Annotated in this window: 16 protein-coding genes; 8 read left to right on the top strand and 8 right to left on the bottom strand. The window is 61.8% G+C overall.

Translation table 11 applies throughout. From position 1 onward, the window contains the following. Window positions 1–191 precede the first annotated feature (191 nt). The 5 genes from OC71_RS15275 to pvdM all read right to left on the bottom strand — a co-directional run bounded on the left by OC71_RS15275 (window position 192) and on the right by pvdM (window position 8,162). The gene (locus OC71_RS15275) at window positions 192–2,654 is read right to left on the bottom strand and encodes a TonB-dependent siderophore receptor (RefSeq protein WP_041070743.1); all 2,463 of its coding nucleotides are present in this window, start codon (window positions 2,652–2,654) and stop codon (window positions 192–194) included. 117 nt (window positions 2,655–2,771) lie between these two features. After that, complete coding sequence (locus OC71_RS15280) at window positions 2,772–4,421, bottom strand: cyclic peptide export ABC transporter (protein ID WP_041070745.1); 1,650 nt, start codon at window positions 4,419–4,421, stop codon at window positions 2,772–2,774. A 146-nt stretch (window positions 4,422–4,567) separates the two neighbouring features. Further along, a complete protein-coding gene (locus OC71_RS15285) occupies window positions 4,568–5,476 on the bottom strand; it encodes a formylglycine-generating enzyme family protein (protein ID WP_041070748.1) in 909 nt (302 codons plus the stop codon). 38 nt (window positions 5,477–5,514) lie between these two features. Continuing rightward, window positions 5,515–6,795, bottom strand: coding sequence for an aminotransferase class V-fold PLP-dependent enzyme (locus OC71_RS15290; protein WP_041070751.1), 1,281 nt, complete (start codon window positions 6,793–6,795; stop codon window positions 5,515–5,517). Continuing rightward, window positions 6,792–8,162 (bottom strand): pyoverdine-tailoring dipeptidase-like protein PvdM, encoded by a 1,371-nt coding sequence (pvdM, locus tag OC71_RS15295; RefSeq protein ID WP_041070754.1) that lies wholly within the window; start codon window positions 8,160–8,162, stop codon window positions 6,792–6,794. The genes OC71_RS15290 and pvdM overlap by 4 nt, the downstream gene beginning before the upstream one ends. A 254-nt stretch (window positions 8,163–8,416) precedes the next feature. Between pvdM and OC71_RS15300 the strand changes: the two genes are divergently transcribed. Further along, window positions 8,417–10,036, top strand: coding sequence for a hypothetical protein (locus OC71_RS15300; RefSeq protein ID WP_041070757.1), 1,620 nt, complete (start codon window positions 8,417–8,419; stop codon window positions 10,034–10,036). A gap of 195 nt (window positions 10,037–10,231) precedes the next feature. Here the strand turns inward: OC71_RS15300 and OC71_RS15305 are convergent, their stop codons facing one another. The 3 genes from OC71_RS15305 to OC71_RS15315 are packed head-to-tail and all read right to left on the bottom strand — an operon-like array spanning window position 10,232 to window position 14,777. Beyond that, window positions 10,232–11,623 (bottom strand): efflux transporter outer membrane subunit, encoded by a 1,392-nt coding sequence (locus OC71_RS15305; RefSeq protein WP_041070760.1) that lies wholly within the window; start codon window positions 11,621–11,623, stop codon window positions 10,232–10,234. Window positions 11,624–11,630: 7 nt separating this feature from the next. Further along, a complete protein-coding gene (locus tag OC71_RS15310; RefSeq protein WP_041070763.1) occupies window positions 11,631–13,604 on the bottom strand; it encodes a MacB family efflux pump subunit in 1,974 nt (657 codons plus the stop codon). Further along, complete coding sequence (locus OC71_RS15315) at window positions 13,605–14,777, bottom strand: efflux RND transporter periplasmic adaptor subunit (protein ID WP_041070766.1); 1,173 nt, start codon at window positions 14,775–14,777, stop codon at window positions 13,605–13,607. Between the two features lie 322 nt (window positions 14,778–15,099). Between OC71_RS15315 and OC71_RS15320 the strand changes: the two genes are divergently transcribed. The 7 genes from OC71_RS15320 (at window position 15,100) to OC71_RS15350 (ending at window position 24,088) form a co-directional block, all read left to right on the top strand. Further along, window positions 15,100–15,582 (top strand): sigma-70 family RNA polymerase sigma factor, encoded by a 483-nt coding sequence (locus OC71_RS15320; RefSeq protein ID WP_041070768.1) that lies wholly within the window; start codon window positions 15,100–15,102, stop codon window positions 15,580–15,582. Window positions 15,583–15,716: 134 nt separating this feature from the next. Further along, window positions 15,717–17,051: a lysine N(6)-hydroxylase/L-ornithine N(5)-oxygenase family protein gene (locus OC71_RS15325; RefSeq protein ID WP_041070771.1), complete on the top strand. Its 1,335-nt coding sequence runs from the start codon at window positions 15,717–15,719 to the stop codon at window positions 17,049–17,051. Window positions 17,052–17,642: 591 nt separating this feature from the next. Beyond that, a complete protein-coding gene (mgtA, locus tag OC71_RS15330) occupies window positions 17,643–20,342 on the top strand; it encodes a magnesium-translocating P-type ATPase (RefSeq protein ID WP_041070774.1) in 2,700 nt (899 codons plus the stop codon). Window positions 20,343–20,528: 186 nt separating this feature from the next. Then, window positions 20,529–21,245 carry an MgtC/SapB family protein gene (locus OC71_RS15335; RefSeq protein ID WP_007968289.1) on the top strand — a complete coding sequence of 239 codons (717 nt, stop codon included), beginning with the start codon at window positions 20,529–20,531 and terminating at the stop codon, window positions 21,243–21,245. Between the two features lie 344 nt (window positions 21,246–21,589). Further along, a complete protein-coding gene (locus tag OC71_RS15340) occupies window positions 21,590–22,798 on the top strand; it encodes an EAL domain-containing protein (protein WP_041070868.1) in 1,209 nt (402 codons plus the stop codon). An 86-nt stretch (window positions 22,799–22,884) separates the two neighbouring features. After that, the gene (locus tag OC71_RS15345) at window positions 22,885–23,319 is read left to right on the top strand and encodes a hypothetical protein (RefSeq protein ID WP_041070777.1); all 435 of its coding nucleotides are present in this window, start codon (window positions 22,885–22,887) and stop codon (window positions 23,317–23,319) included. A gap of 142 nt (window positions 23,320–23,461) precedes the next feature. After that, window positions 23,462–24,088 (top strand): response regulator transcription factor, encoded by a 627-nt coding sequence (locus tag OC71_RS15350; RefSeq protein ID WP_041070780.1) that lies wholly within the window; start codon window positions 23,462–23,464, stop codon window positions 24,086–24,088. The last annotated feature ends 6 nt before the right edge of the window (window positions 24,089–24,094 follow it).

Raw genomic sequence — 24,094 nt, forward strand, 5'->3', positions numbered from 1 at the left:
TTTGGGTTACCTTTTCGGCGTCTGGAAAAGGTGACTCGCTGTAAGAGCGAAACCGCCAGCAGCAACACCCGCAGCAACGGATATCCCCCCAAACCCCCAAGAGCCTGGTCGGCCCAAAGGCCGCCAAGCCCCAATCAGCCCCCCAAAAAAAACGCCAGCAAATGCCGGCGTTTCAGTGAGCGCTAAACGTATTACCAGTTATAGGTCACGTCAGCAGTCATGGTCCGGCCTTCGCCGTAATAGCAATCGAGGGTACCGTTGCACGCGGCCACGTATTTCTCGTCGGTGAGGTTCTGGAGGTTGGCTTGCAGTTTCACGCCTTTGACATGCAGCGGCGATTTCTCCAGGTCGTAAGAGACCATGGCGTCATACACGGTGTAGGACGGAATCTGGAACGAGTCCGACTCGTAATCCGAACCGTAGCTGCTGCGCACGTAGCGGGCGCCCAGGCCCATGCCGAAACCGGCGAGGGCGGTGGAGATGTCGAAGTCGTAGTTGACCCACGCGGAGGCGGTCAGTGGTGGACGCATGGCCAGGGTGCGACCTTCGCGACCGTCGTTGTCTTTCTCCCACTTGGTCTGGTTACGCGACACCGCCGCCAGCACGCGCAGGTTGCGGGTGACGTTGACCTTGCCTTCCAGCTCGATACCGCGCGAACGCACGGAGCCGCTCTGGGTGCTGAAGCCCGGGTTGTTGAGGTCGGTGGTGAGCATATTGTCCTGGTCGATCTGGTACGCCGACAGCTGAATGAAGCCGTCGATCGACTTCGGCTCGTACTTGACGCCGACTTCGTACTGCTTGCCGGTGGTCGGTTCGAAGGCGCTGCCGCTCATGTCGGTACCGGTTTGCGGCAGGAACGATTCGGCGTAGCTGACGTACGGTGTGATGCCGTTGTCGAACTCGTAGCCGAGGCCGGCACGACCGGTGAACTTCTCGTCCTTCTGGTTGCTGTGGCCGCCGCTCAGCGGTTGCTTGTTGTCGGTTTCAGCGAAGTCATAACGACCGCCGAGGGTCAGGAACCACTGGTTCCAGCGCAGTTGATCCTGAGCGTACAGGCCGGTCTGGGTGATGGTGTTGTCCCACTTGTACGGCTGGCGGAAATTGATCTGGCTGCCATACACCGGGTTGTACAGGTCCAGACCTGGAGCGGTGCGGTCGTACAGGCCGAGGAATTTCGAATTGTAGTGGTAGTAGTCCACACCCAGTAGCACGGTGTGTTCGACATCGGCGGTGTTGAACTTGGCCTGGGCGATGTTATCGATGCCGTAGACCTTGTTGTGCTGCGACCAGTCCACCGCATAACGGCTCTGGTAGCTGCCATCGTTGAGGCCGGTGACCGGGTTGGTCGGGAACGAATAACCGTGCAGCGGCGCCACGTACTGGTCATTGATGTCGGCGTAACGCGCGTTCTGCTTCAGGGTCCAGACGTCGTTGAGTTCGTGGGCAATCTCGTAACCGACCACGAACTGCTCGCGGTGGTATTTGTTCACGTCCGGCTCGCCGAGGAACAGGCTGCGGCTGATGCGCCCGGCCTGGCTGCGATGCACGGTGCCGTTGGCCGGCAGGCCCTGGGCTTCCGGTACGTCGTGGTCTTTCTGGTACTGACCGAACACGGTGATGGTGGTCTGATCGTTAGGCAGCCAGGTCAGGCTTGGCGCCAGCAGCATGCGGTTCTGGCTGGCGTAGTCGATGGCCGAGCCGCTGTCGTTGACCACGCCGGTCAGGCGATAGAGGAATTCGCCCTGATCGTCGATCGGGCCGCCGAGGTCGAAGGCGCCGTATTTGCGGTCATAGCTGCCGCCACCGAGCTTCACTTCGTGCAGCGGGGTCGCGGTCGGACGCTTGCTGACCATGTTGACGATACCGCCCGGCTGGTTCTGGCCGTACAGCACCGAGGCCGGGCCCTTGAGCACTTCGACGCGCTCCAGAGTGTACGGGTCGATCTGCAGCGAACCGCCGGTGCTGCCGCCGCCGTAAGGCATGTGCAGGCCGTCGAGGTACAGCGGAGTAGGGGAGAAGCCACGGGAGGTCGGTTCGTCGAAGATCTTCACCCGGTCCGAGAAACCGCCGCCGGTCATGCCCGGCGTGTATTGCAGGGCTTCGGTGACGGTCTTCGAGCCGCGCATCTTGATTTCGTCTTGAGTGACGACGTTGATGGTCTGCGGGATTTCCTTGAGCGACGAATCGGTTTTCGAACCGGTGGCGCTGCGCTTGGCGACGATCCCGTCGACCGGGCCCCAGGCCGATTCGGCAGTGGCGGAAATGCTGGTCGGGGCCAGATCGAGGCTGGCGCCACCGCTGCTGCGCGAACGCAAGGCGACGTTGTTGCCCTCGACGCTGTAGGCGATGTTGGTGCCTTGCAGCAGTTGCGCGATGGCGGCGGTCGGTTCCAGGTTGCCACTGACCGTGCTGCTGCGCAGACCGCTGACTTCATCCGGGCTGTACAGCACTTGGAGGTTGGTCTGGCGACCGAATTCCTGCAAGGCGCTCCCCAGCGACTGTGCAGGAATATTGATCGCCACGGCGGCGGCCTGGGCCTGGCCGGCCATCGGCACGGTCAGGGCCATGGCGCAGAACGCGGGCAAGGTGCAACGGAAGGAGCGGCGGATCAGCAGGGCCTTGGCGAGCGGGTGGAGTCCGTGCGGTGCGGGCATTGTTCTTCTACTCTTCAAAGTGTTGACTGAGAACTATTTCTATTAACTGTTAGTAAGACGTTGAGCCTTCCGAAAACCGGAAAGCTCAACGCCATTTTTTTTACAAATTTTTCACAGTCAGGCGGGTTGCAGCTCAGTGACCACTTTGCCGGCGCTCATGCGCACCAGTTGGTCGGCGACATCGAAGTAACGATCGTCGTGGGAAATGACGATGATGGTCTTGCCCAGACGCTTCAGGTCCGGCAGCAGCTCGGTGTAGAAAATCCGCCGGAAGGTCGGGTCCTGATCGGCGGCCCACTCGTCGAACACCAGCACCGGACGCTCCTCCAGCCAGGCGTTGATCAGGGCCAGACGCTTGCGCTGGCCGGTGGACAGGTCGGTGGTGGTGAACGAGCCGTCACGCACGCTGACCTTGTGCGCAATTTCCAGACGCTCCAGGTATTTGTTGGCGTCTTCCGGGATATGCGTGTCGCCCTGGACCACGTCGTCGAACAGGTAATAGTCGGCGAAGATCGTGGTGAACAACTGGCGGTAATCGTCGCGGTTGCTGGCGTCGACGAGCTGCTGATTGAGGTGGATTTCGCCTTGCTGTGGCGCGTACAGGCCCAGCAGCAACTTGATCAGCGTGGTCTTGCCGCAGCCGTTTTCGCCGACGATGAAAATGATGTCGCCCTGTTCGATTTTCAGGTTCACCGGCCCCAGCCGGAACGGCTTGGCGCCTTCTACCGTCGGGAAACTGTACGAGACATCGGTCAGTTCCAGGCTGTGCACCGGGGTCTTTTGGTGGCCCTGATCGCTGAGCAACAGGTGCGGTTCGGGCGAGGAAAACTGCTCGGAGAGATCGGCAATCCGGCGGAACGCGATTTGCGCGCGACTGACGATCGGCAAGGTGCCAATGATGTGTTCCAGCGGCCCTTTCATGTACAGCAGCACCAGCACGAAGCCGCTCATGACTGCTTTGTCAGCACTCGGCCACAGCGATTGCAGGCCCAGCGCCAGGCCGATCACCACGAAGAACAGCATCGAACCCAAGGTCTTGGCGACCACGAAAATGTTTACCGAGCGCACCTGCGTTGCGCAGATCTTGTCGGCCGTGCCTTCGATCCCCGAAACGAACATGCGATGCCGGCGCGGGCGGTGGATGCGCAGTTCCTTGGCACCCTCGGCGACGGCGTGATAGTGCTTCTGCAACTCGTCTTCGTAGTCGCGGGCCTTGAGGAAACCCTGCATGCCGCGCCCGCGCGCGATGTACTGAATGACCGTGCCGATCAGGATCGCCACCGCCATCATCAGGAACATCGGCCACGACAGCATCGCCAGGTAGCCCATGCAACCGAGGGTCACGGTCAGGGAAATCGCCAGCGGCGCAAAGGCGAAAGCGAAGTCGCTGATAGTGTCGACATCGTGGGTCAGCACCGGAATCAGCCGATGGCTGCGGTAGCGCTCGATCTGCTCGATCGGCGCCGAGAGGACTTTCTCGCCGAGCTCTTTGCGCAATGTGGCGATGATGTGCTGGCCGACGAAATTGGTGCCGATGTCGGAAAAGATCGAGCTGGTCAGCGCCAGCAGGCACAGGCCGGCGAACACCGCGACCATGGTGCTGGTCAGTGCGCCCTCGGCGTGCAGCACGTTGTTGATGGTCGCCAGCAGCGCGGTGACGCTCAGGCCACCGACCATGCCGAGCAGGATCGACACGCTGACGATCAGTCGAAAGGGTTTGAGCAGGGCGAACAATTCATTGATCACCCCGCGTGTTGGTTTGCTCATGGAGGTTCCCTGCTTGAAGGAGCGGCGAACACCGGCACTGCGCGTGGGTTCGCCTGGATGACGTAGAGGGCAGTGGGCGCGCCATGGAGGATCGCGCCCACTTTTAGAACGACTGGCAGGACGGCTAATTTAGCCGGGCGATGGCGTTACAGATCACGGGCGACCCGGAAGCCGATCCAGTCGCCACGGGTGTCGGTGTAGGTGGCGTTGCGGTTGCCCGAACGCGAAAACACCGGTGCCTCGCCCCAGTCGTTGCCACGGATGCGCCGCACTTCGCACTTGCCGCTCAACCAGGCGCTGCCATCGCTAGGCGCGCCGACGTAGTTCTCGTTGTAGCAATCGGCGGTCCACTCATAAATATTGCCGTGCATGTCGTAGACGCCGAAGGCGTTGGCCGGGAAGCTGCCGGCCGGCGCGGTGAAGTTGTAGCCATCGGCGGCGCCATAGGTGTTGGCGTGTTTGGCGATGCTGTATTCCTTGCCCTCGTCGAACGGGAAGGGGAACGGTCCCGTGCTGCCGGCGCGTGCGGCGTATTCACGCAGCGACTCGCTGACCAGCCGGTATTGCTGGCCGGTCTTCTTCGACAGCCAGGCCACGTAAGCTTCGACCTCCGGGAAATCCATGCACACCGCCGGGTGCTTGTCGGTGTACTGCTTGCGCGGGTCGCTGCCCTGATAATCCGGGATCCCGGCCTTGCACGCGCGACCGGGGCGCGTATCGCCGTCGGGCATCTTGTAGCCGCTGTCCTTGAGGTAGGCGTCCCACTCGCCGCGCAGAATCTGGAAACGGCTGATCGCCAGCGGTTTCGCAAACGTCACCGGGTGCAGCGGTCCTTCATCCGGCTCGCGGCCGACCTCATCTTCCGGGGTGCCCATGGTGAACGTGCCGGTGGGCAGCACGACCATTTCCGGGCAGTCCTTGCAGTCCTTGAACACCTTGCCCGGCGCAGGTGGGGTGGCGGCCTGTGCGGCGCCCGGCAGCAGGCCGACGGCGAGGGCGGTGAGCATCAGCGCCGGCAGCGCCTTCAAGGAAAATCGACGCAGTTCACTGTTCATTGCGAGTCTCGCTAAAAGGAAAAGGGGATCGCCCGGATTCACAGGGCCTGGTCGAGCACGGCCAGCAAGCGGTCGATTTGCTCTTCGTCGTTGAGCAGCCCCGGCGCGGTGCGAATCACCGGGCCGACGTCGCGGTGTACGGCATCGGCCACCACGCGGTTGGCCATCAGGTGCGCGGCGATCTTGTCGCTGTCCTTGCCCTTGACCCGGAAGAAGGTGAAACCGGCGGACAGCTCAGGGCTCAGCGGCGTGACCAGTTCGATCTGCGGACGTTGCTGCAGGCGTTGTTTCAGGTAGCTGTTGAGCGCGTGAATGCGCGCCTCGACCTCGGCCTTGCCCAGCTCAAGATGCAATTTGAACGCTTCGTCCAGCGCCCAGCGGTGCTCGAACGAGTGATAGCCGCCGGGCGTCATGGTGGTGGAAAACGCCGTGGCTTCGGAGAACGTCGGAATGATCGGGGTGACGTACCTGACTTCGGCGAAGCGGCTGCAGACGATGCCGGTGCCACGTGGGCCGAACATCCACTTGTGGGTGCCGGCGATGAAGAAGTCGCAGTTCATTTGCGCAAAGTTCAGGTTGTCCACGCCGAAGCCATGCACCCCGTCGACCACGTAAACAATGCGGTCAGCGTCGCTGCGACCACGGTTGTGCCGGTCGACGATGGCGCCGATTTCACCGATGGGCAGTTTCATGCCGCTGCCCGAATGCACCCAGCACATGCCCAGCACCCGGGTTTCGGGGCGGATGGCGCCGTCGATGGCAGCAAGGATTTCTGCTTTGCTCGCGTTGTACGGATCCTTGAACAGGCGAATCTTGCGCACCCGGGTGCCGTCGCGTTCGCTACGCAGGGCGAGGATGGTGTGGGTCGCGTAGTGCTCGTGTTCGGTGGTGAGGATTTCCTGATCGGGGCGCACGTGTACGCCGCCGTAGATCGTCGCGAGACCTTCGGTGGTGCTGCCGGTCAGGGCGATCTGTTTGGCGTCGGCTTGCAGATAGCGACCGGCCCAGACTCGCACGTTCTCTTCGCGCTGTTCGATCACGCCGAGGTCCCAATCCATGGCCAGGCCGGGATTGTTGTCGAGGGCGGCGCGGTGTCGTTCAATCGCCTCGCGCACCGGTTTCGGGTGCGAGGTGATCAGGAAGTTGGAGAAGTGCAGATACGCCGGATCCTGGTCGAACAGCTGCTGCAACCGCGTCCACTTGTTGCCGGTCGCGGGCGCGGCGTTCGCGGCGCCGGCGACATTCGGCAGGCTCGCGCCCAGTGGCAGCGCCGCCGCGAGAATCCCCGCCTGCTTCAAGAACTCACGACGATTGCTCATGGCTTGACAGTTCCCGGCGCGGCGGCCAGTGCCGGTTTCGCGGCTTTCTCGACCTGATCCCAGACCCGCAGGAAGTTGCCGCCCCAGAGCTTGGCGATGTCCGCTTCGGAATAACCACGCGAGATCAGCTCGGCGGTGACGTTGCGAATTTCGCCGACGTTCTCGAAGCCTTTGACGCCGCCACCTTCGTTGAAGTCGGAGCTGATGCCGACATGGTCGATGCCGATCTTGCGCACCGCGTAATCGATTGCATCGCCCAGATCCTTGAGGCTGGCTTTCGGCTCTTCTTCGAGGATGCCGTAGAGGCGGCTGGCGTACTGGCCAAACTTCTCCTCGGACCACGCGGCAATGATCGGGTCGCCCGGCATCAACGCCATCGCCAGGTTCGGCAGCGGCGGCAGGTCGAAGTCCTTGCGCATCTCGTTGAGCTTGTCCTGGGTTTGCTGGGTGAGCGGACGCAGGTATTGCGAGAACGCGACGATCTGCACCACGCCGCCGCTGTTTTTGATCAGCTGCATTTCCTTGTCGCTGAGGTTGCGCGGAATATCGACCATCGCACGCGGCGCCGAATGCGAGGCCACCAAAGGCGTGCGGCTCAGTTGCGCAACTTGTTCGAGGGCCTTGGTCGACATTTGCGAGACGTCGATGATCACGCCCAGATCGTTGAGGCGCTTGACCGCTTGCTTGCCCAGATCCGATAGACCGTCGAGGGCGTCCGGCGAATCATTGAGAAATGGCAGCGGCCGCGACGAATCCGCCCAGTCGTTGTTGCCGATGTAGCTGAAACCGAACATGCGCATGCCGCGCGCCGTCCACAGGTCCAGCAGGTTGAGGTCGTGGCCCAGCGGATAGGCGTTGAGCATGCTGATGAAAATCGCGAACTTGCCTTCGCCGTGCAAGCGCCGGAAGTCGTCGGGGGTATAGGCAATGGCGACCTGATTGGGGTAGTCGCGAACCATGCCGGAGATGATCTTGAAGCGGATTTCCTGCTGGTTGCGCGCCTCGTCGACGAAGCCAGGGGTCGGCTTGTGCGGGGCGTTCGAGCCGTTCCACATTTCCGGCCAGCCGAAGATGGTCAGTGCGGCGCCGGACAGGCGTCCACGGCTGGCCTTGGCCAGGTCGAACTGGCCGTCGCCGTCCTTGTCGGCCTCGTGGCCGTCGGTGCCGAAATTTTGCGTCAGGCTGACATGGCTGTCGAAAGACAGCATGCGTTCGTGCAGCTCATCGGCCTGCTTCATGACTTTGGCCGGGTAGCCGAGGTCGTCCTTGAACCAGTGGTGCCACACGGCAAAGCCTGCGCCGGCACTGATCGCCAGGGCCAACGGCAGGCCGATGAATAGAGCCTTTTTCGAACGTGGTTTTGTCATTGCCATCTCAGTCAGGTTCGCCATCGAGGTGCAGGCGCGGGGGCCTTCGCTATCTGGGAAGAACGAGTGGATGGCCGTGGAATTTAGGTTGCCAGGTTAAAAGATCGCAGCCTGCGGCAGCTCCTACATTGGAACGCGATGACTGTAGGAGCTGCCGAAGGCTGCGATCTTTTCAGGTACCCCCATAAATTTGTGCATGGAGCAAACGTTCTAGCTTGGATAAAGCCTGCTTCATGGCTGACACAGGTAGGGCAATGAAGATTTCTCGACGATGGTTCATGGCGGGCCTGGCGCTGACCGGCGCTGCCGTGCCTGCGGCGTATTTCGGGCATCGTGAATGGACGAAGCCGGACCCGACGATCACCCCGGGTGAAGCGTCTTTCGACGTCGCCGACATGGCCGGGCAGCGCCTGGCGAATGCGTTGCGCGGGGTGTGGGATATCCGTTTCGAAGGTGCCGATGCCGGCCTCGAAGGCTTGCCGCTCAAAGGCCTGCAAGTGTTTCTCGACATCGGCCAGAAGGGTCGCGGCGTGTGCGGTTTTCTCGACACGCCCGAGCGCCTGCGTTCCGCTGAAACACCGCGTTATCGAATTCTGGGCGACCTCGCGAAAGCCGATGCGGCGAAGCTGAGCTGGCGCCTGATCGGCGCTGACGGTCAGATCAGCTATGAGCTGGAGATGATCCTCGATGAGGTCTGGGCCGACTTCGGCAATGCCGGCAGTGGCACCCTCAGCGGCAAGGCCTTGCGCCTGGATCGCTCGCTGGCCTTGCCGGCGCAGGACAACCGCTTCGTCGCCGTCAAACGGCTGTTTCCCGAAGCGCGCGAGCGCACGCCGCTCAACCCGACATTGCTGGCGTGGCTGATCTCGCCCGAGCATCGCCTGTTTCACCAGTTGTGGCATGCGACCCGGGACAAGTGGCACAAGCTGCCCGAGGACAAACGCGAAGCCTTGCGCGGCATCGGCTGGCAGCCCGGCCCGCGTGACAAGGAGCGCGATGCCCGTGGCCCGCGCAAGGACCGCAATGGCTCGGGCGTGGACTTTTTCTTCATGCACCGGCACATGCTCGGGACGGCGCGCTCGATGCAGGATCTGCCGTCGTGGGCGTTTTTCCCGCTGCCGCAGCCGGAGCTGATCCGCGACCGTGTCGGCTTCGCCCGCTATTTCGACAACCACGACGGCTCAGCCTTGCCGCCCACCTGGACGGCGGCGGGCGATGACGAATTCAGTCAGTGGGTCAGCGACATCAAGACCGCCGAGACCTACGAAAGCAACTTCCAGGTCTGGGAGTCGCAATACCGCGATCCGGCGTATCTGGCCCGGCTCACCCTCGGCCAGTTCGGCTCCGAAGTCGAGCTGGGCCTGCATGACTGGTTGCATATGCGCTGGGCCTCCGTGCCGCGCGATCCGTCCAACGGTCAGCCGGTGCCGTTTGCCCGCGATCCGGCGGACTTCGCGGCCCGCTGGTACAACGCCGAAAACGACTTCCTCGGCGATCCGTTTTCTTCCCACGTCAACCCGACGTTCTGGCATTTCCATGGCTGGATCGATGATCGCATCGAGGACTGGTTCCGCGCTCACGAGCGTTTCCACCCGGGCGAAGTCGCGCGGCTGCAGGTCAATGGCGTGCCATGGTTTGCCCCGGGGCGCTGGGTGGAAGTCGATGATCCGTGGCTCGGACCGATCACCCATGGTTGCAGTACCACGCCGGGATTGCAGGTGGGCAAGTCGGTGGAGATGGATCCGGAAACCATGAAGCTGGCGCTGCGCATCACCTTCATCAGCGACGAGGAAAAACTCGCCGGCCTGTTCCGCCGCGTGCCGCAACGGCCATGGTATGCGCGCAATCTGAAGGCTAAAACCAGCCCGACTTGAGGGCTGCGTCATCGATCATTCGCGAGCAGGCTCGCTCCCACAGGTTCAGGTGTCAGGCCGAGAGAGCGGCAACATCGTCAATCAATGTGGGAGCTGGCTTGCCAGCGATAGCATCGGGTCAGGCAACGTTGATGTTGGGAGTGCTGGCCTCATCGCTGGCAAGCCAGCTCCCACAGGGTTGTTGTGTTGATTCGATTACAGCGTCTGCCACCCGCCACCAAGCGCCTTGTACAGCGCAATGCTCGCCTGCACTCGTGACAGCCGTAGTTGTGCATGCTGATCCTGGGCCGCGTACAGCGTGCGCTGGGTTTCCAACACGGTCAGCAAGTCTTCAGCGCCGGCCTGGTAACGGCTCTGCGCGATGTCGAACGCGGTCTGTGCCTGATTCAGTTCTTCGTTCTGCCACAACCGCTGCTCATCCAGGCGGTGAATGCTATTGAGCGCTTTTTCCACATCGGCGAAACCGTTGATGATCGCCCCACGGTAAGTTTCCAGCAGCTCTTGCTGGCGCGCCGAGGCCTTGTCGCGTTCAGCGCCGAGGCGACCGTTATTGAAAATCGGTGCGACCAGTCCGGCGGTCAGGTTGTAGAAAGGGCTGCGGATCAAATCGTCGAACTGATTGGCGCCCGAGCCGAGTTGGGCGGTCAGGGTCAGTGCCGGCAACATGGCCGCGCGAGCGACTTTGACGTCAGCTTCGGCGGCGGCCAGTTGGGCTTCGGCGCGGGCGATGTCCGGACGCTGGGCGAGCAACTCGCTGGGCACGCCGGCGGCGATGTCTGGCCATTGCAGGTGCTCGAAGGACTCTGTCGCCGACAGTTGCTGCACCGGTCGGCCAAGCAGGGCGGCGAGGCTGATCAGCGCGTCCTGGGCTTGCTGTTGCACGCGCGGCAATTGCCATTGCTGGGCGGCGACCAGGCTCTTCTGTTGCGCCAGTTCCAGCGCGGTGGCTGAGCCTGAATCAAACCGCGTCTGCACCAGTTTCAGCACGCTTTGTGCGTTGGCCAGATTGAGTTCGGCGATGCGGCTCTGCTCGCGTAGCGACAAGGTTTGCGCATACGTGCTGGCAACGCCGCTGAGCAATGTCAGTTCGACCGTCGCCCGGTCGAATTCGCTGGCCTGCAGAGCGAACTGCGCACTGTCGCGCGAGGCGCGTTTGCCGCCCCAGAAATCGATTTCGTAGGTGGCGCTCAGGTTGGTATCGAAATAGTCCACCGCCTTGTTGCTGCTGTTGGCATCGAGTTGGCTGTAGCCATTGCCGCGCAGCAGTTTCTGCCGATTGGCATTCAGTCCGGCCTTGACCTCCGGCAGCTGTGAGCCGCCAGCGATGACGGTGCCCGCCTGCGCCTGACGCACGCGAGCAACGGCAGCCGCGAGGTCGAAACTGCCGACGCGCGCCTGCTCGATCAGACGATCCAGTTCCGGGCTGCCAAATTGCGTCCACCATTGCGGGTTGTTGCGGGCAACGCTGGCGCTATGGGGCGACTGCCAGGCAGCTGGCGTTTGCACGCCACTGTCCGGGCGCTGGACGGGACTGCCGCAGGCGCTGAGCAACAGGCACACGGTCAACAGGCTGAGACGCGGTTTCATAAATCGATCATTCACTGGTAAGGGCTGTGACCGGGTCGAGCCGGGCAGCTTTGCGGGCAGGCATGAAGCCGAAGACAACACCGGTGACCAGGGCGCAGCCGAAGGCGCCGAGTACCGCCATCAAGGAAAAAGCCACGGCCACTTCGCTGAGGATCAGCACGCCGCCGACGATCAGCGCCAGGGCAATGCCGGCAATGCCGCCGACCACCGAGAGCATCACCGCTTCGGTGAGAAACTGGCGGAGGATGTCGCGCTGGCGGGCGCCGGTGGCCATGCGAATGCCGATCTCGCGGGTTCGTTCGCGCACTGTCATGAGCATGATGTTCATCACGCCGATACCGCCAACCAGCAGCGAGATCGCGGCAATCGAGCCGAGCATCAGCGACAGGGTGTTCTGGGTGCGCGCCTCGGCCTGGATCATCGCGGCGTTGTTGGTCAGTTCGAAATCCTTCTTGCCGTTGTGCAGGCGCAGCATCAGTTGCTCGATGGCGTGCTCGGTGTCCTTGACCTTGCGCGCGTCGGCGGCGGCGATGGCCACGTACTCCGGGTTGCGTGTACCGAACAGCCGGACGCTGGCCGCCGAATAGGGGATGGCGATGCGATTGTCACTGTCGGAGTCGCCAGAGCTGGCGCCTTTTTCCGCGAGCACGCCGACCACCTGGAACGGCACATTCTCGATCAGGATGAATTGGCCGATCGGGTTCGGCACGTCCTTGAGCAGTTTGCTGCGGACTTTGTGGCCGATCACCGCGACGGCTGCAGCGTTCTGCTCATCGGCCTCGGTGAAGTAACTGCCTTGCACCACCGGCCAGTTGAAGATCGCCGGGAAGTTGGTGTCGTTGCCGCCGACGTAACTCAGGTGGTCGGCATTGCCGTAACGTACGCCGGCCTCGGCGCCGTTGACCGGCATGATCCGCTGCACTTGCGGCAGGCTGGCCAGCGCGTGCACCTCGTCGAGGGTGATGATCCCCGGCGGCGTGCGCGGGTTGGGCGCCGAGCCGCTCAGGTAAATGATGTTCGACCCGAAGGCGCCCATCTGCGCCATCACCTGGCGTTTGCTGCCTTCGCCGACCGCCAGCATCACCACCACCGACGCCACGCCGATGATGATCCCGAGCAGGGTCAGCGCGGTGCGAAAGCGGTTGATCCACATCACTCGCCACGCCGCGTGCAGGGCATCAACCAGTTCACCTTTCCAGGCGCCGGTGGCGTCCGCGCCCACGGCTAGACGCTGGCGCAGATCCACCGCTTGCAGGGCGCCGGGGTTGGCGCTGGTCTGGGCTTCCGGGTTGTCGCGGGCGCTGTCGCTGATGATCAGGCCGTCGCGGATTTCGATGATGCGTTTGGCCCGGGCTGCGACTTCGCGGTCGTGGGTGATGAGGATTACCACGTGGCCCTGGCTCGCCAGTTCATCGAGCAGCGCCATCACCTCTTTGCCGCTGTGGCTGTCGAGTGCGCCGGTGGGTTCGTCGGCGAGGATGATGTGGCCACCGTTCATCAACGCCCGGGCAATCGACACCCGTTGCTGTTGGCCGCCGGACAACTGATGCGGACGATTGCCGGTGCGCGAGGCCAGGCCGAGGCGGTCGAGCAGGGCGGCGGCGCGGGCGTGACGCTCGGCAGCCGGGGTGCCGGCATAGATCGCCGGCATCTCGACGTTTTCCTGGGCCGAGCCGGACGGGATCAGGTGATAGCCCTGGAACACAAATCCAAAGGCTTCGCGGCGCAGCCAGGCCAGCTCGTCACTGTCGAGGCCGGCGACGTTTTCCCCGGCGAAGCGGTACTCGCCGGAGGTCGGGCGGTCGAGGCAGCCGAGGATATTCATCAGGGTCGATTTGCCGGAACCGGATGCGCCGACAATCGCCACGAATTCACCGGCATGGATCGACAGGTCGATGCCGCGCAGCACGTGAACCTCCGGAGCGTCACCGCCGCCGTAGGATTTGCGAATGTCCTGCAGGTCAATCAGAGGCGTTTGCATTCAGCCTCCGCTGCCGTCGACCGGGCCGATCAACAGGTGATCACCTTCGTTGAGGCCGTCGACAATCTGCACGTTGAGTCGGTCGCTGATGCCGGTGCGTACCTCGCGTTGCTGAATGTCGCCGTTGGCCGCCACCACCTGCGCGGTTTGCAGGTTGGCCGTGGTGCTGCCCTGCAACGCGGCGACCGGCGCGGTGAGCACGCCTTTGGCCTGGTTGGCGACGAAAAACACCTGGGTGGTCATCTCGGCCATCAAGGCGTTGTCGGCGTTATCGACGTCGAGCAAAACCGTGTACAGCACAACGCGGGCGCTGCCGCTTTTACTGCTGCTGGCCGGGCTGCCGCCGCCCTGGCTGGTCTGATCCAGCGGCTTGGGCGGCACCGGCAGAATCTGCCGCACGGTGCTGCTCCAGCGCCGCTGGCCGCCGCTGAGGGTGGTGAAGTAGGCGGTCATGCCCGGTTTGACGTGGCCGATGTCAGCCTCGGAAACCTCGGCCCACACGGTCATCGGTGACAGTTTGGCGATGCGCAGGATCAGCGGTGTCTGCTGTTGTGCGTTGAGGGTCTGGCCCTCGCGGGCGTCGAGGGCGACCACGGTGCCGGCCATCGGCGCGTAGATCCGCGTGTAGCCGAGTTCAGCCTGATCGCTGCGCAGGCTGGCTTCGGCCTGGCGGATCTGTGCCTGGAACATGTCGACGCGGGCCTGAGTGGCTTTCAGTTCGGCGCGGGCGGTCTGCACGTCTTCTTCACGGGTGGCGCCGCCGGCCGCGAGATGCTGCTGCCGCTGATACTTCTGCCGCGCCAGCTCATGCTGGGCGAGTTGCTCCTGCAATTGCGCCTTGAGGTTTTCGATCGAGAAGCGCCCGGCGTCGAGTTTGGCCTTCTGCGTGGACGGATCGATTTCCACCAGCAGTTGACCCTCCTTGACCACGTCACCGACTTCGACGTGGATTTTCTGGATCTGTCCGGAGGCTTGCGCGCCAACATCGACATAACGGCGCGGTTGCAGAGTGCCCAGCGCGGTGACGCTGCTTTCGATGTCGCCGCGGCTGACTTGCACGGTGGCGAAGCGCTCGCGGCCCGGCGGCATGATTTGCCACGCGGCGAAGGCAACAACGGGAATCAGACAGAGGGTTGCGAGCAGGGCGCGTCGGGCGGGGCGGGGACGTTTCATGCAGGGTTCCGGCCAGTGGAATTCGGCCCGTCGTCCGGCTGCGCGGCACAGCGCGCAGCCGCTGAACGCTGTCGCAGGGCACGACAGACACGGGGAGCTGTCCTGTAAACGAGGAATGCGCAGGGGAATTTAAGCGAAGACACAGGATGTTACAGGTATAGAACGGCACTATTTGGCGGGCAACGACAAACGCCACTTTAAATCTATATGAGAATTACTATAAATTACGCACCTCAAGTTGCCACTATCTTGCTACCCGTGTTTGCGGGGCCGTCGATCAGTGTGCTCAAGGATCGAATCCGCATCGAAGCGGCCGGGAGTCATGTTGGAAAACTACTATCGCGAGCTGGTGTGTTTCCTGAACGCCAAGCTCGGCAACCGTCAGGTCGCCGAAGATGTGGTGCATGACGCTTATGTGCGCGTACTGGAACGCTCCAGCGACACGCCCATCGAGCAGCCCCGGGCGTTTCTCTATCGCACTGCGCTGAATCTGGTGATCGATGATCATCGGCGCAACGCCTTGCGTCAGGTCGAGCCGCTGGAAGTGCTCGACAGCGAAGAGCGTTATTTCACCCCGTCGCCCCACGGCACCCTCGATCACGGCCAGCGTCTGGAGATGCTCCAGCGCGCCCTGGCAGAATTGCCGCCGCTGTGCCGCGACAGTTTTCTGCTGCGCAAGATCGAAGGCCTGTCGCACCCGCAGATCGCCGAACACCTGGGCATTTCCAAGGCACTGGTGGAAAAACACATTGTCAATGCGATGAAGCATTGCCGCCTGCGCATCAAGCAATGGGATGCCCATTGAGCCGCCATCGCTAAATTTTATTTCACTGTCCTCGTTCCTACTCAACAGACGACCTGCTGTCCTGCTCAAGGCCAGTCGGGTCACTTAGGCTCTCCTTTCCCCTTGTTGAGGGGTTCATCCAGAGGACACTGGAAATGACTCAGGCAATTGCATCGCCCATCGTTCACGACCTGATCGGCGTCGGTTTCGGCCCTTCGAACCTGGCGCTGGCCATCGCTCTGCAAGAGCGCGGCCCGACCCACGGCGAGCTGGATGTGCTGTTCCTCGACAAGCAGGCCAACTACAGCTGGCACGGCAACACCCTGTCGACCCAAAGCGAATTGCAGATTTCCTTCCTCAAGGATCTGGTGACCCTGCGCAACCCGACCAGCCCGTACTCGTTCGTCAATTACCTGAAGGCTCACGGCCGCCTGGTGGACTTCATCAACCTCGGCACCTTCTACCCGTGCCGCATGGAGTACAACGACTACCTGCGCTGGGTCGCCGGGCAGTTCACCGAGCAGAGCCGCTATGGCGAAGAAGTGCTGACCATCGAACCGGTGCTGCACAACCACCAGGTTGAAGCGTTGCGCGTGATCTCCCGCGACAGCGAAGGCCAGCAGTTTGTGCGCACCGCGCGTTCGGTGGTGGTCAGTGCCGGTGGTACGCCGCGTATTCCGGAGGCGTTCAAGGCGTTGAAGGGCGACAGCCGTGTGTTCCATCACTCGCAGTATCTGTCGCAGATGGCCAAGCAGCCTTGTGTGAACAATCAACCGATGAGCATCGCGATCATCGGCGGCGGGCAGAGCGCGGCGGAAGCCTTCATCGATCTGAACGATTCGTTCCCGTCGGTGCAGGTCGACATGATCCTGCGCGGCTCGGCTCTCAAGCCTGCGGACGACAGCCCGTTCGTCAACGAAGTGTTCTCGCCGGAGTTCACCGATCTGGTGTTCCAGCAAAACAGCGCCGAGCGTGAGCGGCTGGTCAACGAGTACCACAACACCAACTATTCGGTGGTGGACATCGACCTGATCGAACGCATCTACGGCATCTTCTATCGGCAGAAAGTCTCGGGCATCGCCCGTCATGCGTTCCGCACCCTGACCACTGTGGAAAGCGCCACCGCCACCGAGCGCGGCATCGAACTGGCGGTGCGCAACAACGCCAACGGTGAAGTCACCGTGCGCCTCTATGACGCCGTGGTCCTGGCCACCGGTTACGAGCGGCAGATGCACCGCAAATTACTGGCGCCACTGGAAGAGTACCTCGGTGATTTCGAGGTCGATCGCAACTACAAACTGATCACCGACGAACGCTGCAAGGCCGGCCTGTACATGCAGGGCTTCTGCCAGGCCAGCCATGGTCTGAGCGACACCTTGCTGTCGGTGTTGCCGGTGCGTGCCGACGAGATTGCCGGGTCGTTGTATGAGCATGGCAAGAACCGTGGGCATCGTTCGATGGCGGATCTGTTGTTGGCGACTGCCAGCTGAATCTGCTTTGCCTGATCGACCGCCTTCGCGAGCAAGCTCGCTCCCACAAGGGATTTTCAGTGAACACAGATTTTGTGTCAGATGAAGATCCAATGTGGGAGCGAGCTTGCTCGCGAAGGGGCCTCAAGGATCACCGCAAAAAACCATTCCTGAACCCTTCCTGAACATCCCCCGATATTCCCCGACACACTTCCTTTTGCGGGTTTACTCTCCAATCATCGAGGCGTAAGCTTCGCGCGTTTTCATCAATAGCGGAGACCCACAGTGGGTACTTGTTCGAGTGACAGTTGTCGGCCGGTCTCGGTAACCGGCAGATTCTCGGCAAGATAACGCGCAGCCTTTCTCTGCCGTTGTCTCGCCGTAAAGCGAGCAGCGGCATCCCGATCATGGTCAGTTGAGACCATGTCCCGACGTCCTTCTCATCGACACTGAAAGTATGTGATTTCGACCGTGTGGTCGTGATCGCAAACCTATCGACACGCCTGTCTTTTCTGACCGGCGCGCCAAGCCTTGCCGTGCCGGATTTTCCGGTGAACGAGGCGTGGTCGTACCTGCTCGACGGTTTCCCGGCTGACCATAGGGGCAACAGCCATGAAACTTACGCTCAAGGAATTTTTCGCAGGCTTCCTGCGCACACGCCACATCGCCCGGCACTTCCGCCGTCTGGCGCTGCTGGAATCGATCAACGACACCACGGTCAGCCGTGAAGTCCCGCCCACGCTGGCCAACACCCTGGTCGATGCGGCCCATCGCGACAGCGGTGAACTGCTCTCGTCGCTGGGTACTCACACCGACGGCCTGACCGATTTTGAAGTCGACGCACTGCGCGCGCAGTACGGCCTCAACGAAGTCGAACACGAGCAGCCGCTGCCATGGTGGACTCACCTGTGGCACTGCTATAAAAACCCGTTCAACCTGCTGCTGACCCTGTTGGCGGTGATCTCCTGGCTGACCGAAGACCTGAAAGCCGCCACGGTGATTTTCTCCATGGTGGTGCTGTCGACGCTGCTGCGCTTCTGGCAGGAAAGCAAATCCAACCGGGCCGCCGACTCGCTCAAGGCGATGGTCAGCAACACCGCCACGGTGATGCGCCGCGACGAGCCACGCATCGAGCTGCCGATCAAGCAACTGGTGCCGGGCGACCTGATCGTGCTGTCGGCCGGCGACATGATTCCCGCTGACTGCCGGGTGCTCAGCGCCAAGGACCTGTTCGTCAGCCAGGCGGCGATGACCGGCGAATCGATGCCGGTGGAAAAGTTTGCCCGTCAGGCCGACCGCGACACGCGCAATCCGCTGGAGCTGGAGAACATTCTATTCATGGGCACCAACGTGGTGTCCGGCACGGCGGTGGCGGTGATTCTCACCACGGGCAACAGCACCTATTTCGGCGCGTTGGCACAGCGTGTGGGCGCAACTGACCGCGCGGTGACCTCGTTCCAGCTGGGCGTGAACAAAGTCAGCTGGCTGCTGATCCGCTTCATGTTCGTCATGGCGCCGCTGGTGCTGTTCATCAACGGTTTCACCAAGGGCGACTGGACCGAAGCGCTGCTGTTCGCGCTGTCGATTGCCGTGGGCCTGACCCCGGAAATGCTGCCGATGATCGTCACCTCGACCCTGGCCAAAGGCGCGGTGTTCCTGTCGCGCAAGAAGGTCATCGTCAAGCGGCTGGATGCGATCCAGAACTTCGGCGCGATGGACGTGCTGTGCACCGACAAGACCGGCACCCTGACCCAGGACAAGATCTTTCTCGCACGCAATGTCGACGTCTGGGGTGAAGACTCCGACGATGTGCTGGAAATGGCTTACCTCAACAGTTACTACCAGACCGGGCTGAAAAACCTGCTCGATGTGGCGGTGCTGGAGCACGTGGAAATCCATCGCGAATTGAAGGTTGGCACGGCGTTTCGCAAGGTCGACGAGATTCCGTTCGACTTCAATCGCCGGCGCATGTCGGTGGTGGTCGAAGGGCGTGGTCAGCCACATCAACTGATCTGCAAAGGTGCGGTGGAAGAAGTGTTGGCGGTGTGCACCCGTGTGCAGCACGGCGAAGTCGAAGAAGCCTTGAGCGATGAATTGCTGACCCGGATTCGTCAGGTCACCGCAGCATTCAACGCTGAAGGCTTGCGCGTGGTGGCGGTGGCTGCCCGTTCGATGCCGGAAGGTCGCGACACTTACAGCCTGGCGGATGAACAGGAACTGACGCTGATCGGTTACGTGGCGTTCCTTGATCCACCGAAGGAAAGCACTGCGCCAGCGCTCAAGGCGCTGGCCGAGCACGGCGTCGCGGTCAAAGTGCTGACCGGTGACAACGAACTGGTGACCGCGAAGATTTGCCGCGAAGTCGGCCTCGCGCAACAGGGCTTGCTGATGGGCAACGACATCGAGCGCATGAGCGATGCCGAACTGGCCGTGGCGGTAGAGAAAACCAACGTCTTCGCCAAGCTCACGCCGTCGCACAAGGAGCGCATCGTGCGCATCCTCAAAGGCAACGGCCATGTGGTCGGTTTCATGGGCGATGGTATCAACGATGCGCCGGCGCTGCGTACCGCCGACATCGGTATTTCGGTGGACAGTGCGGTGGACATCGCCAAGGAAGCCGCCGACATCATCCTCCTGGAAAAGAGCCTGATGGTGCTGGAGGAGGGCGTGCTCGAAGGGCGTCGGACCTTCGCCAACATGCTCAAGTACATCAAGATGACGGCCAGCTCCAACTTCGGCAACGTGTTCTCGGTGCTGGTCGCCAGTGCGTTCATTCCGTTCCTGCCGATGCTGCCGATGCACCTGCTGGTACAGAACCTGCTCTACGACATTTCGCAGATCGCCATTCCGTTCGACAACGTCGATGACGAGATGCTGAAAAAGCCACAGCGCTGGCAGCCGGCGGATGTCGGTCGCTTCATGCTGTTCTTCGGGCCGATCAGTTCGATCTTTGACATCACCACGTTCGCCTTGATGTGGTACGTGTTCGATGCCAACACCCCGGATCACCAGACACTGTTCCAGTCCGGCTGGTTCGTGGTAGGGCTGCTGACCCAGACGCTGATCGTGCACATGATCCGCACGCCGAAGATTCCGTTCCTGCAAAGCCGTGCAGCCATGCCGCTGCTGGTGATGACCGGGATCATCATGGCGGTCGGGATCTTCCTGCCGATGGGGCCGCTGGCCAACTACTTCAAACTGCAGGCACTGCCGTCGCTGTACTTCGTGTTCCTGCCGATGATCCTGCTGGCGTACATGGCGCTGACCCAGGCGGTGAAAGGTTTCTACATCCGCCGGTTCGGCTGGCAATAACAGCAGGCTGCAATCTTCACCTGCCAACCTGTAGGAGCTGCCGCAGGCTGCGATCTGTCGATTTTGTTTTTAAAAGACAAGATCAACAGATCGCAGCCTGCGGCAGCTCCTACAGGGAACGGGTAGTTCAAGTGAATTGGCAGCAAGCCCAACAAAGGGACTGTGGACTATTCAAGGAGCTTCATCATGCAAGCCATCAACAACCTCAACCTCACCTCGCTGCTCGACACCCTCGTCAGCCTCAGCGCGGCGTTCATCCTCGGTGGCCTGATCGGGTTCGAGCGCCAGTACCGGCAACGCACCGCCGGCCTGCGCACCAACGTGCTGGTGGCGGTCGGTGCGGCGATTTTCGTCGACATGGCCAACCGTCTCGGCGGCGCAGAAGGCGCGGTGCGGGTGGTCGCGTACGTGGTTTCCGGGATTGGCTTTCTCGGCGCGGGCGTGATCATGCGCGAGGAAGGTAACGTCCGTGGCCTCAACACCGCCGCGACCTTGTGGACTTCCGCCGCCGTCGGCGCTTGCGCCGGGGCCGACCTGTTGGCCGAGGCGGTGCTCGGCACGCTGTTCATCCTCGCCGCCAACACCTTGCTGCGGCCGATCGTCAACAACATCAACCGCCAGCCACTGGACGTGGTTTCGGCGGAAGTCACCAACATTGTTTACGTGATCGCCCGGCGCTCGCAGCAGAAAGCCGTGTTCGCCCTGCTCGAAGCCGAGCTGGAACGCAGCAATTACCCGGCCAGCGACGTCGATGTACACGCCTTCGGTGCCGACGAAATCGAGATCGAAGCCACGCTGGCGACGACTTCGGTCGACGGCGATGAACTCGATGCGCTGGTGGCGCGGATTTCGACTTCAGCGCTGGTGGTGCAGGCGTTCTGGAGTCCGAGTACCACCGAATAAGGCAACCACATTGCACCGCCATTGGGCGTGGCTCTCAGCGTACACAGTCGCCGGTGCTGTCATGAACATCGCCGCATCGGCCAATGCCTGTGCGGCATGTTGCCTGCTTTCAAGAGATTTCCAGCTGTTTTTCAGGACGTTTCCTACAGTGTTTCTGGTGAGTTCTGTATAGCGTGCTCAGCACATTTTCTTACGCCGTCAAACTCTAAGTCCTACACGCTCTGCGACGCGGAATCGCCAGGGCCCTGGCACCGTGCTGGTACATCTCGATGGTCAAGCAAATGCAGACGCTCCCTCGCGAGCTCAACACTCATCCGCACTTCACCCACAGCGAGCCGACCCTCATGCCCAACCTGCCGCTTCGTATCCTGGTGCTGGAAGACCACGCTTTTCAGCGCTCCGTGGCGGTGAACCTCCTGCAAGGGCTGGGTTGTCAGCAGGTGCTGGAGGCCAGCGATGGTGCGCAGGCGCTGGCGTTGCTCGATGAAGTCGGCGCGGTGGACATCGCCCTGTGCGACTTGCAGATGGAGGGCATGGACGGGCTGGCGTTTCTGCAACGGGTCGGCGCCTCGGGGCAGGTCAGGTCGGTGATCATCTGCAGTGCGCTGTCGGCGGACCTGCGGCGCGCGGTGCATCAGATGGTCGCACTGCTTGGGCTGGACCTGCTCGGTGATGTCGGCAAACCGCTGCACGTTGAGGGACTGGCCGAGTTACTCGACACATTCGTCAACCGGCAGATCAACCCGCCGCAGCCGCTGCGCGCGATGACGCTGGCCAGTGAAACGACGGTCCGCCATGCGCTGGCCGAGGGCCAATTGCAGGCCTGGTATCAACCCAAGTTCGACCTGCAGAACGGTGAGGTTCGAGGCGTCGAAGTGCTGTGCCGCTGGCAGCACCCGACACGCGGGCTGATTTCGCCAGCAATGTTCTTGCCGGTACTCGAGCGTTGCGGGCTGCTCGACGAGATGCTGTTGGCGCAGATCGACCAGGCCTTGCACGTGCAGCGCAGCGCCCGGGCGCAAGGTTTTGTCCTGAACCTGGCGTTCAACCTGCAAACCGTGCAACTGGCCAATGCGCAACTGACATCGACGTTGAAAAGCCTGTTGGCCGAACATACAAGCAGCGGCTCGAGCCTGACCTTCGAGCTGACCGAAAGCGGCCTGCTCGAAGCACCCGCCACCAGCCTGGAGACACTGGTGCGGTTGCGGATGATGGGCTGTCGCTTGTCGATCGATGACTTCGGCGCCGGATTCTCTTCGTTGCAACGCCTGTGTCAGTTGCCCTTCAACGAGATCAAGCTCGACGCCGATTTCATTCGCAACCTTGCGCATGAACCCCGTTGCCGCGCGGCCATCAGCAGCACCCTGGCGTTGGGCGAAGCCTTGGGCATGAGCGTGGTCATCGAAGGCATCGAAACCGCTGCGCAACGTCGTGAACTGCTGGCGCTGGGCTGCACGCAAGGGCAGGGCTACTGGTACGCACGGCCGATGGCCGGGGCCGATCTGTTGAACTGGCTGCAACGGCGCAACCACGGCAAAGGAACAGACGAATGAGCGGATTTTTAGGAAAGGTCCTACAGAGCTGTTCCGGCGAGGTGCGTAGTCTTGGCGCGCCACCTCCGAGCTTCGGGACATCGAGCATGATCAATAAAACCCTGCGCATACTGATTGCCGATCCGCAGCATTTTCACCGAATGAAAATCGAGCGGCTGTTCAACCATCTCGAATACTTCCGCATCGCTCCGGTGCAGAGTCTGCTGGAGTTGCTGACGCTGGTGGAATACGGCTGCGAACCCTTCGATGCCTTAGTCATCAATGCCGAACTGACGGCCGGGTCGCTGGACCTGTCGGACTTTTTCCTGAACAACCCGCATGTCCGTCATGTTCTGATCTACAACGAACCTTCGGCCCCGGTGCAGACCCCAGCAGGTTTTGCTCAGGAAAACATGCAGATCAGCCATGTCGCACTGCCCGACCAGGCTGCGATCAAGCACCTGATGGATCGGGTTGAGGGCCCGCCGCAGTGCGCAGCGAATGCCCGGAACCCGGCATCGGCCCTGCAGCGCCGGGCTTGAGCACGGTTTGGCGTTTGCTGCAACTGTCAGATCTGACAGGTAGATCCTGCAGGGTTCCCGTGTAACAGTCTTTGCACAGCAGCGGCGTCCGCAGCATCCGACGTCGTGGCACCTTTGTCATGTGGTTGCACGGGGAGCCGTCATGAAGTCAGCGCTGATCGTCGACGATCATCCGGTGGTGCGCGCAGCCGTGAGACTCGTACTCCAAACCGAGCGATTCAAGGAGATTCACGAGGCCGCGAGCGCCAGCGAGGCCCTGGCCCTGAATCGTGAGCACAAACCCAAACTGGTGATACTCGACCTCAAGTTACCGGGGATCGGTGGCCTGGAGGTGCTGGAACGGCTGAAGGCCATCGACCCCAAATGCAAGGTGCTGATCTTCACCTCTCAGGACCCGCAGTATTATCAGGACCGCTGCCTGCGTGCCGGTGCCTTGGGCTTCGTGGCCAAAACCAACCAGTTACTGCAATTGCACAAGGCAATTCAGGCGTTGATGTCAGGCTATTCCTACTTTGCGGCGCCGTCTGACAAGGACTATACGTCGACCCCTTTGCACCGCAGCGAAAAGCAGATGATCGACGACCTGTCCAATCGTGAGCTAAATATCCTTGAGCAATTGGCCCAGGGCAAAGCCAACAAACTGATCGCCGAACACATGCACCTGAGCCATAAAACCGTCAGCACCTACAAAACCCGTTTGATGAAAAAACTCGGGATCAACTCGACGGTGCACTTGCGCGAATTCGCCAAACGCAATCATTTGCTCTGAGTGACC

Origin of the sequence: Pseudomonas sp. W15Feb9B (genome assembly GCF_000828175.1) — a bacterium.
Classification (GTDB): Bacteria; Pseudomonadota; Gammaproteobacteria; order Pseudomonadales; family Pseudomonadaceae; genus Aquipseudomonas; species Aquipseudomonas parakoreensis.

Bases quoted from the DNA above. Each gene is read 5' to 3' on its own strand.
- OC71_RS15275 (WP_041070743.1), bottom strand. From the start codon at position 2,654: ATGCCCGCACCGCACGGACTCCACCCGCTCGCCAAGGCCCTGCTGATC.
- OC71_RS15280 (WP_041070745.1), bottom strand. From the start codon at position 4,421: ATGAGCAAACCAACACGCGGGGTGATCAATGAATTGTTCGCCCTGCTC.
- OC71_RS15285 (WP_041070748.1), bottom strand. From the start codon at position 5,476: ATGAACAGTGAACTGCGTCGATTTTCCTTGAAGGCGCTGCCGGCGCTG.
- OC71_RS15290 (WP_041070751.1), bottom strand. From the start codon at position 6,795: ATGAGCAATCGTCGTGAGTTCTTGAAGCAGGCGGGGATTCTCGCGGCG.
- pvdM (WP_041070754.1), bottom strand. From the start codon at position 8,162: ATGACAAAACCACGTTCGAAAAAGGCTCTATTCATCGGCCTGCCGTTG.
- OC71_RS15300 (WP_041070757.1), top strand. From the start codon at position 8,417: ATGAAGATTTCTCGACGATGGTTCATGGCGGGCCTGGCGCTGACCGGC.
- OC71_RS15305 (WP_041070760.1), bottom strand. From the start codon at position 11,623: ATGAAACCGCGTCTCAGCCTGTTGACCGTGTGCCTGTTGCTCAGCGCC.
- OC71_RS15310 (WP_041070763.1), bottom strand. From the start codon at position 13,604: ATGCAAACGCCTCTGATTGACCTGCAGGACATTCGCAAATCCTACGGC.
- OC71_RS15315 (WP_041070766.1), bottom strand. From the start codon at position 14,777: ATGAAACGTCCCCGCCCCGCCCGACGCGCCCTGCTCGCAACCCTCTGT.
- OC71_RS15320 (WP_041070768.1), top strand. From the start codon at position 15,100: ATGTTGGAAAACTACTATCGCGAGCTGGTGTGTTTCCTGAACGCCAAG.
- OC71_RS15325 (WP_041070771.1), top strand. From the start codon at position 15,717: ATGACTCAGGCAATTGCATCGCCCATCGTTCACGACCTGATCGGCGTC.
- mgtA (WP_041070774.1), top strand. From the start codon at position 17,643: ATGAAACTTACGCTCAAGGAATTTTTCGCAGGCTTCCTGCGCACACGC.
- OC71_RS15335 (WP_007968289.1), top strand. From the start codon at position 20,529: ATGCAAGCCATCAACAACCTCAACCTCACCTCGCTGCTCGACACCCTC.
- OC71_RS15340 (WP_041070868.1), top strand. From the start codon at position 21,590: ATGCCCAACCTGCCGCTTCGTATCCTGGTGCTGGAAGACCACGCTTTT.
- OC71_RS15345 (WP_041070777.1), top strand. From the start codon at position 22,885: ATGATCAATAAAACCCTGCGCATACTGATTGCCGATCCGCAGCATTTT.
- OC71_RS15350 (WP_041070780.1), top strand. From the start codon at position 23,462: ATGAAGTCAGCGCTGATCGTCGACGATCATCCGGTGGTGCGCGCAGCC.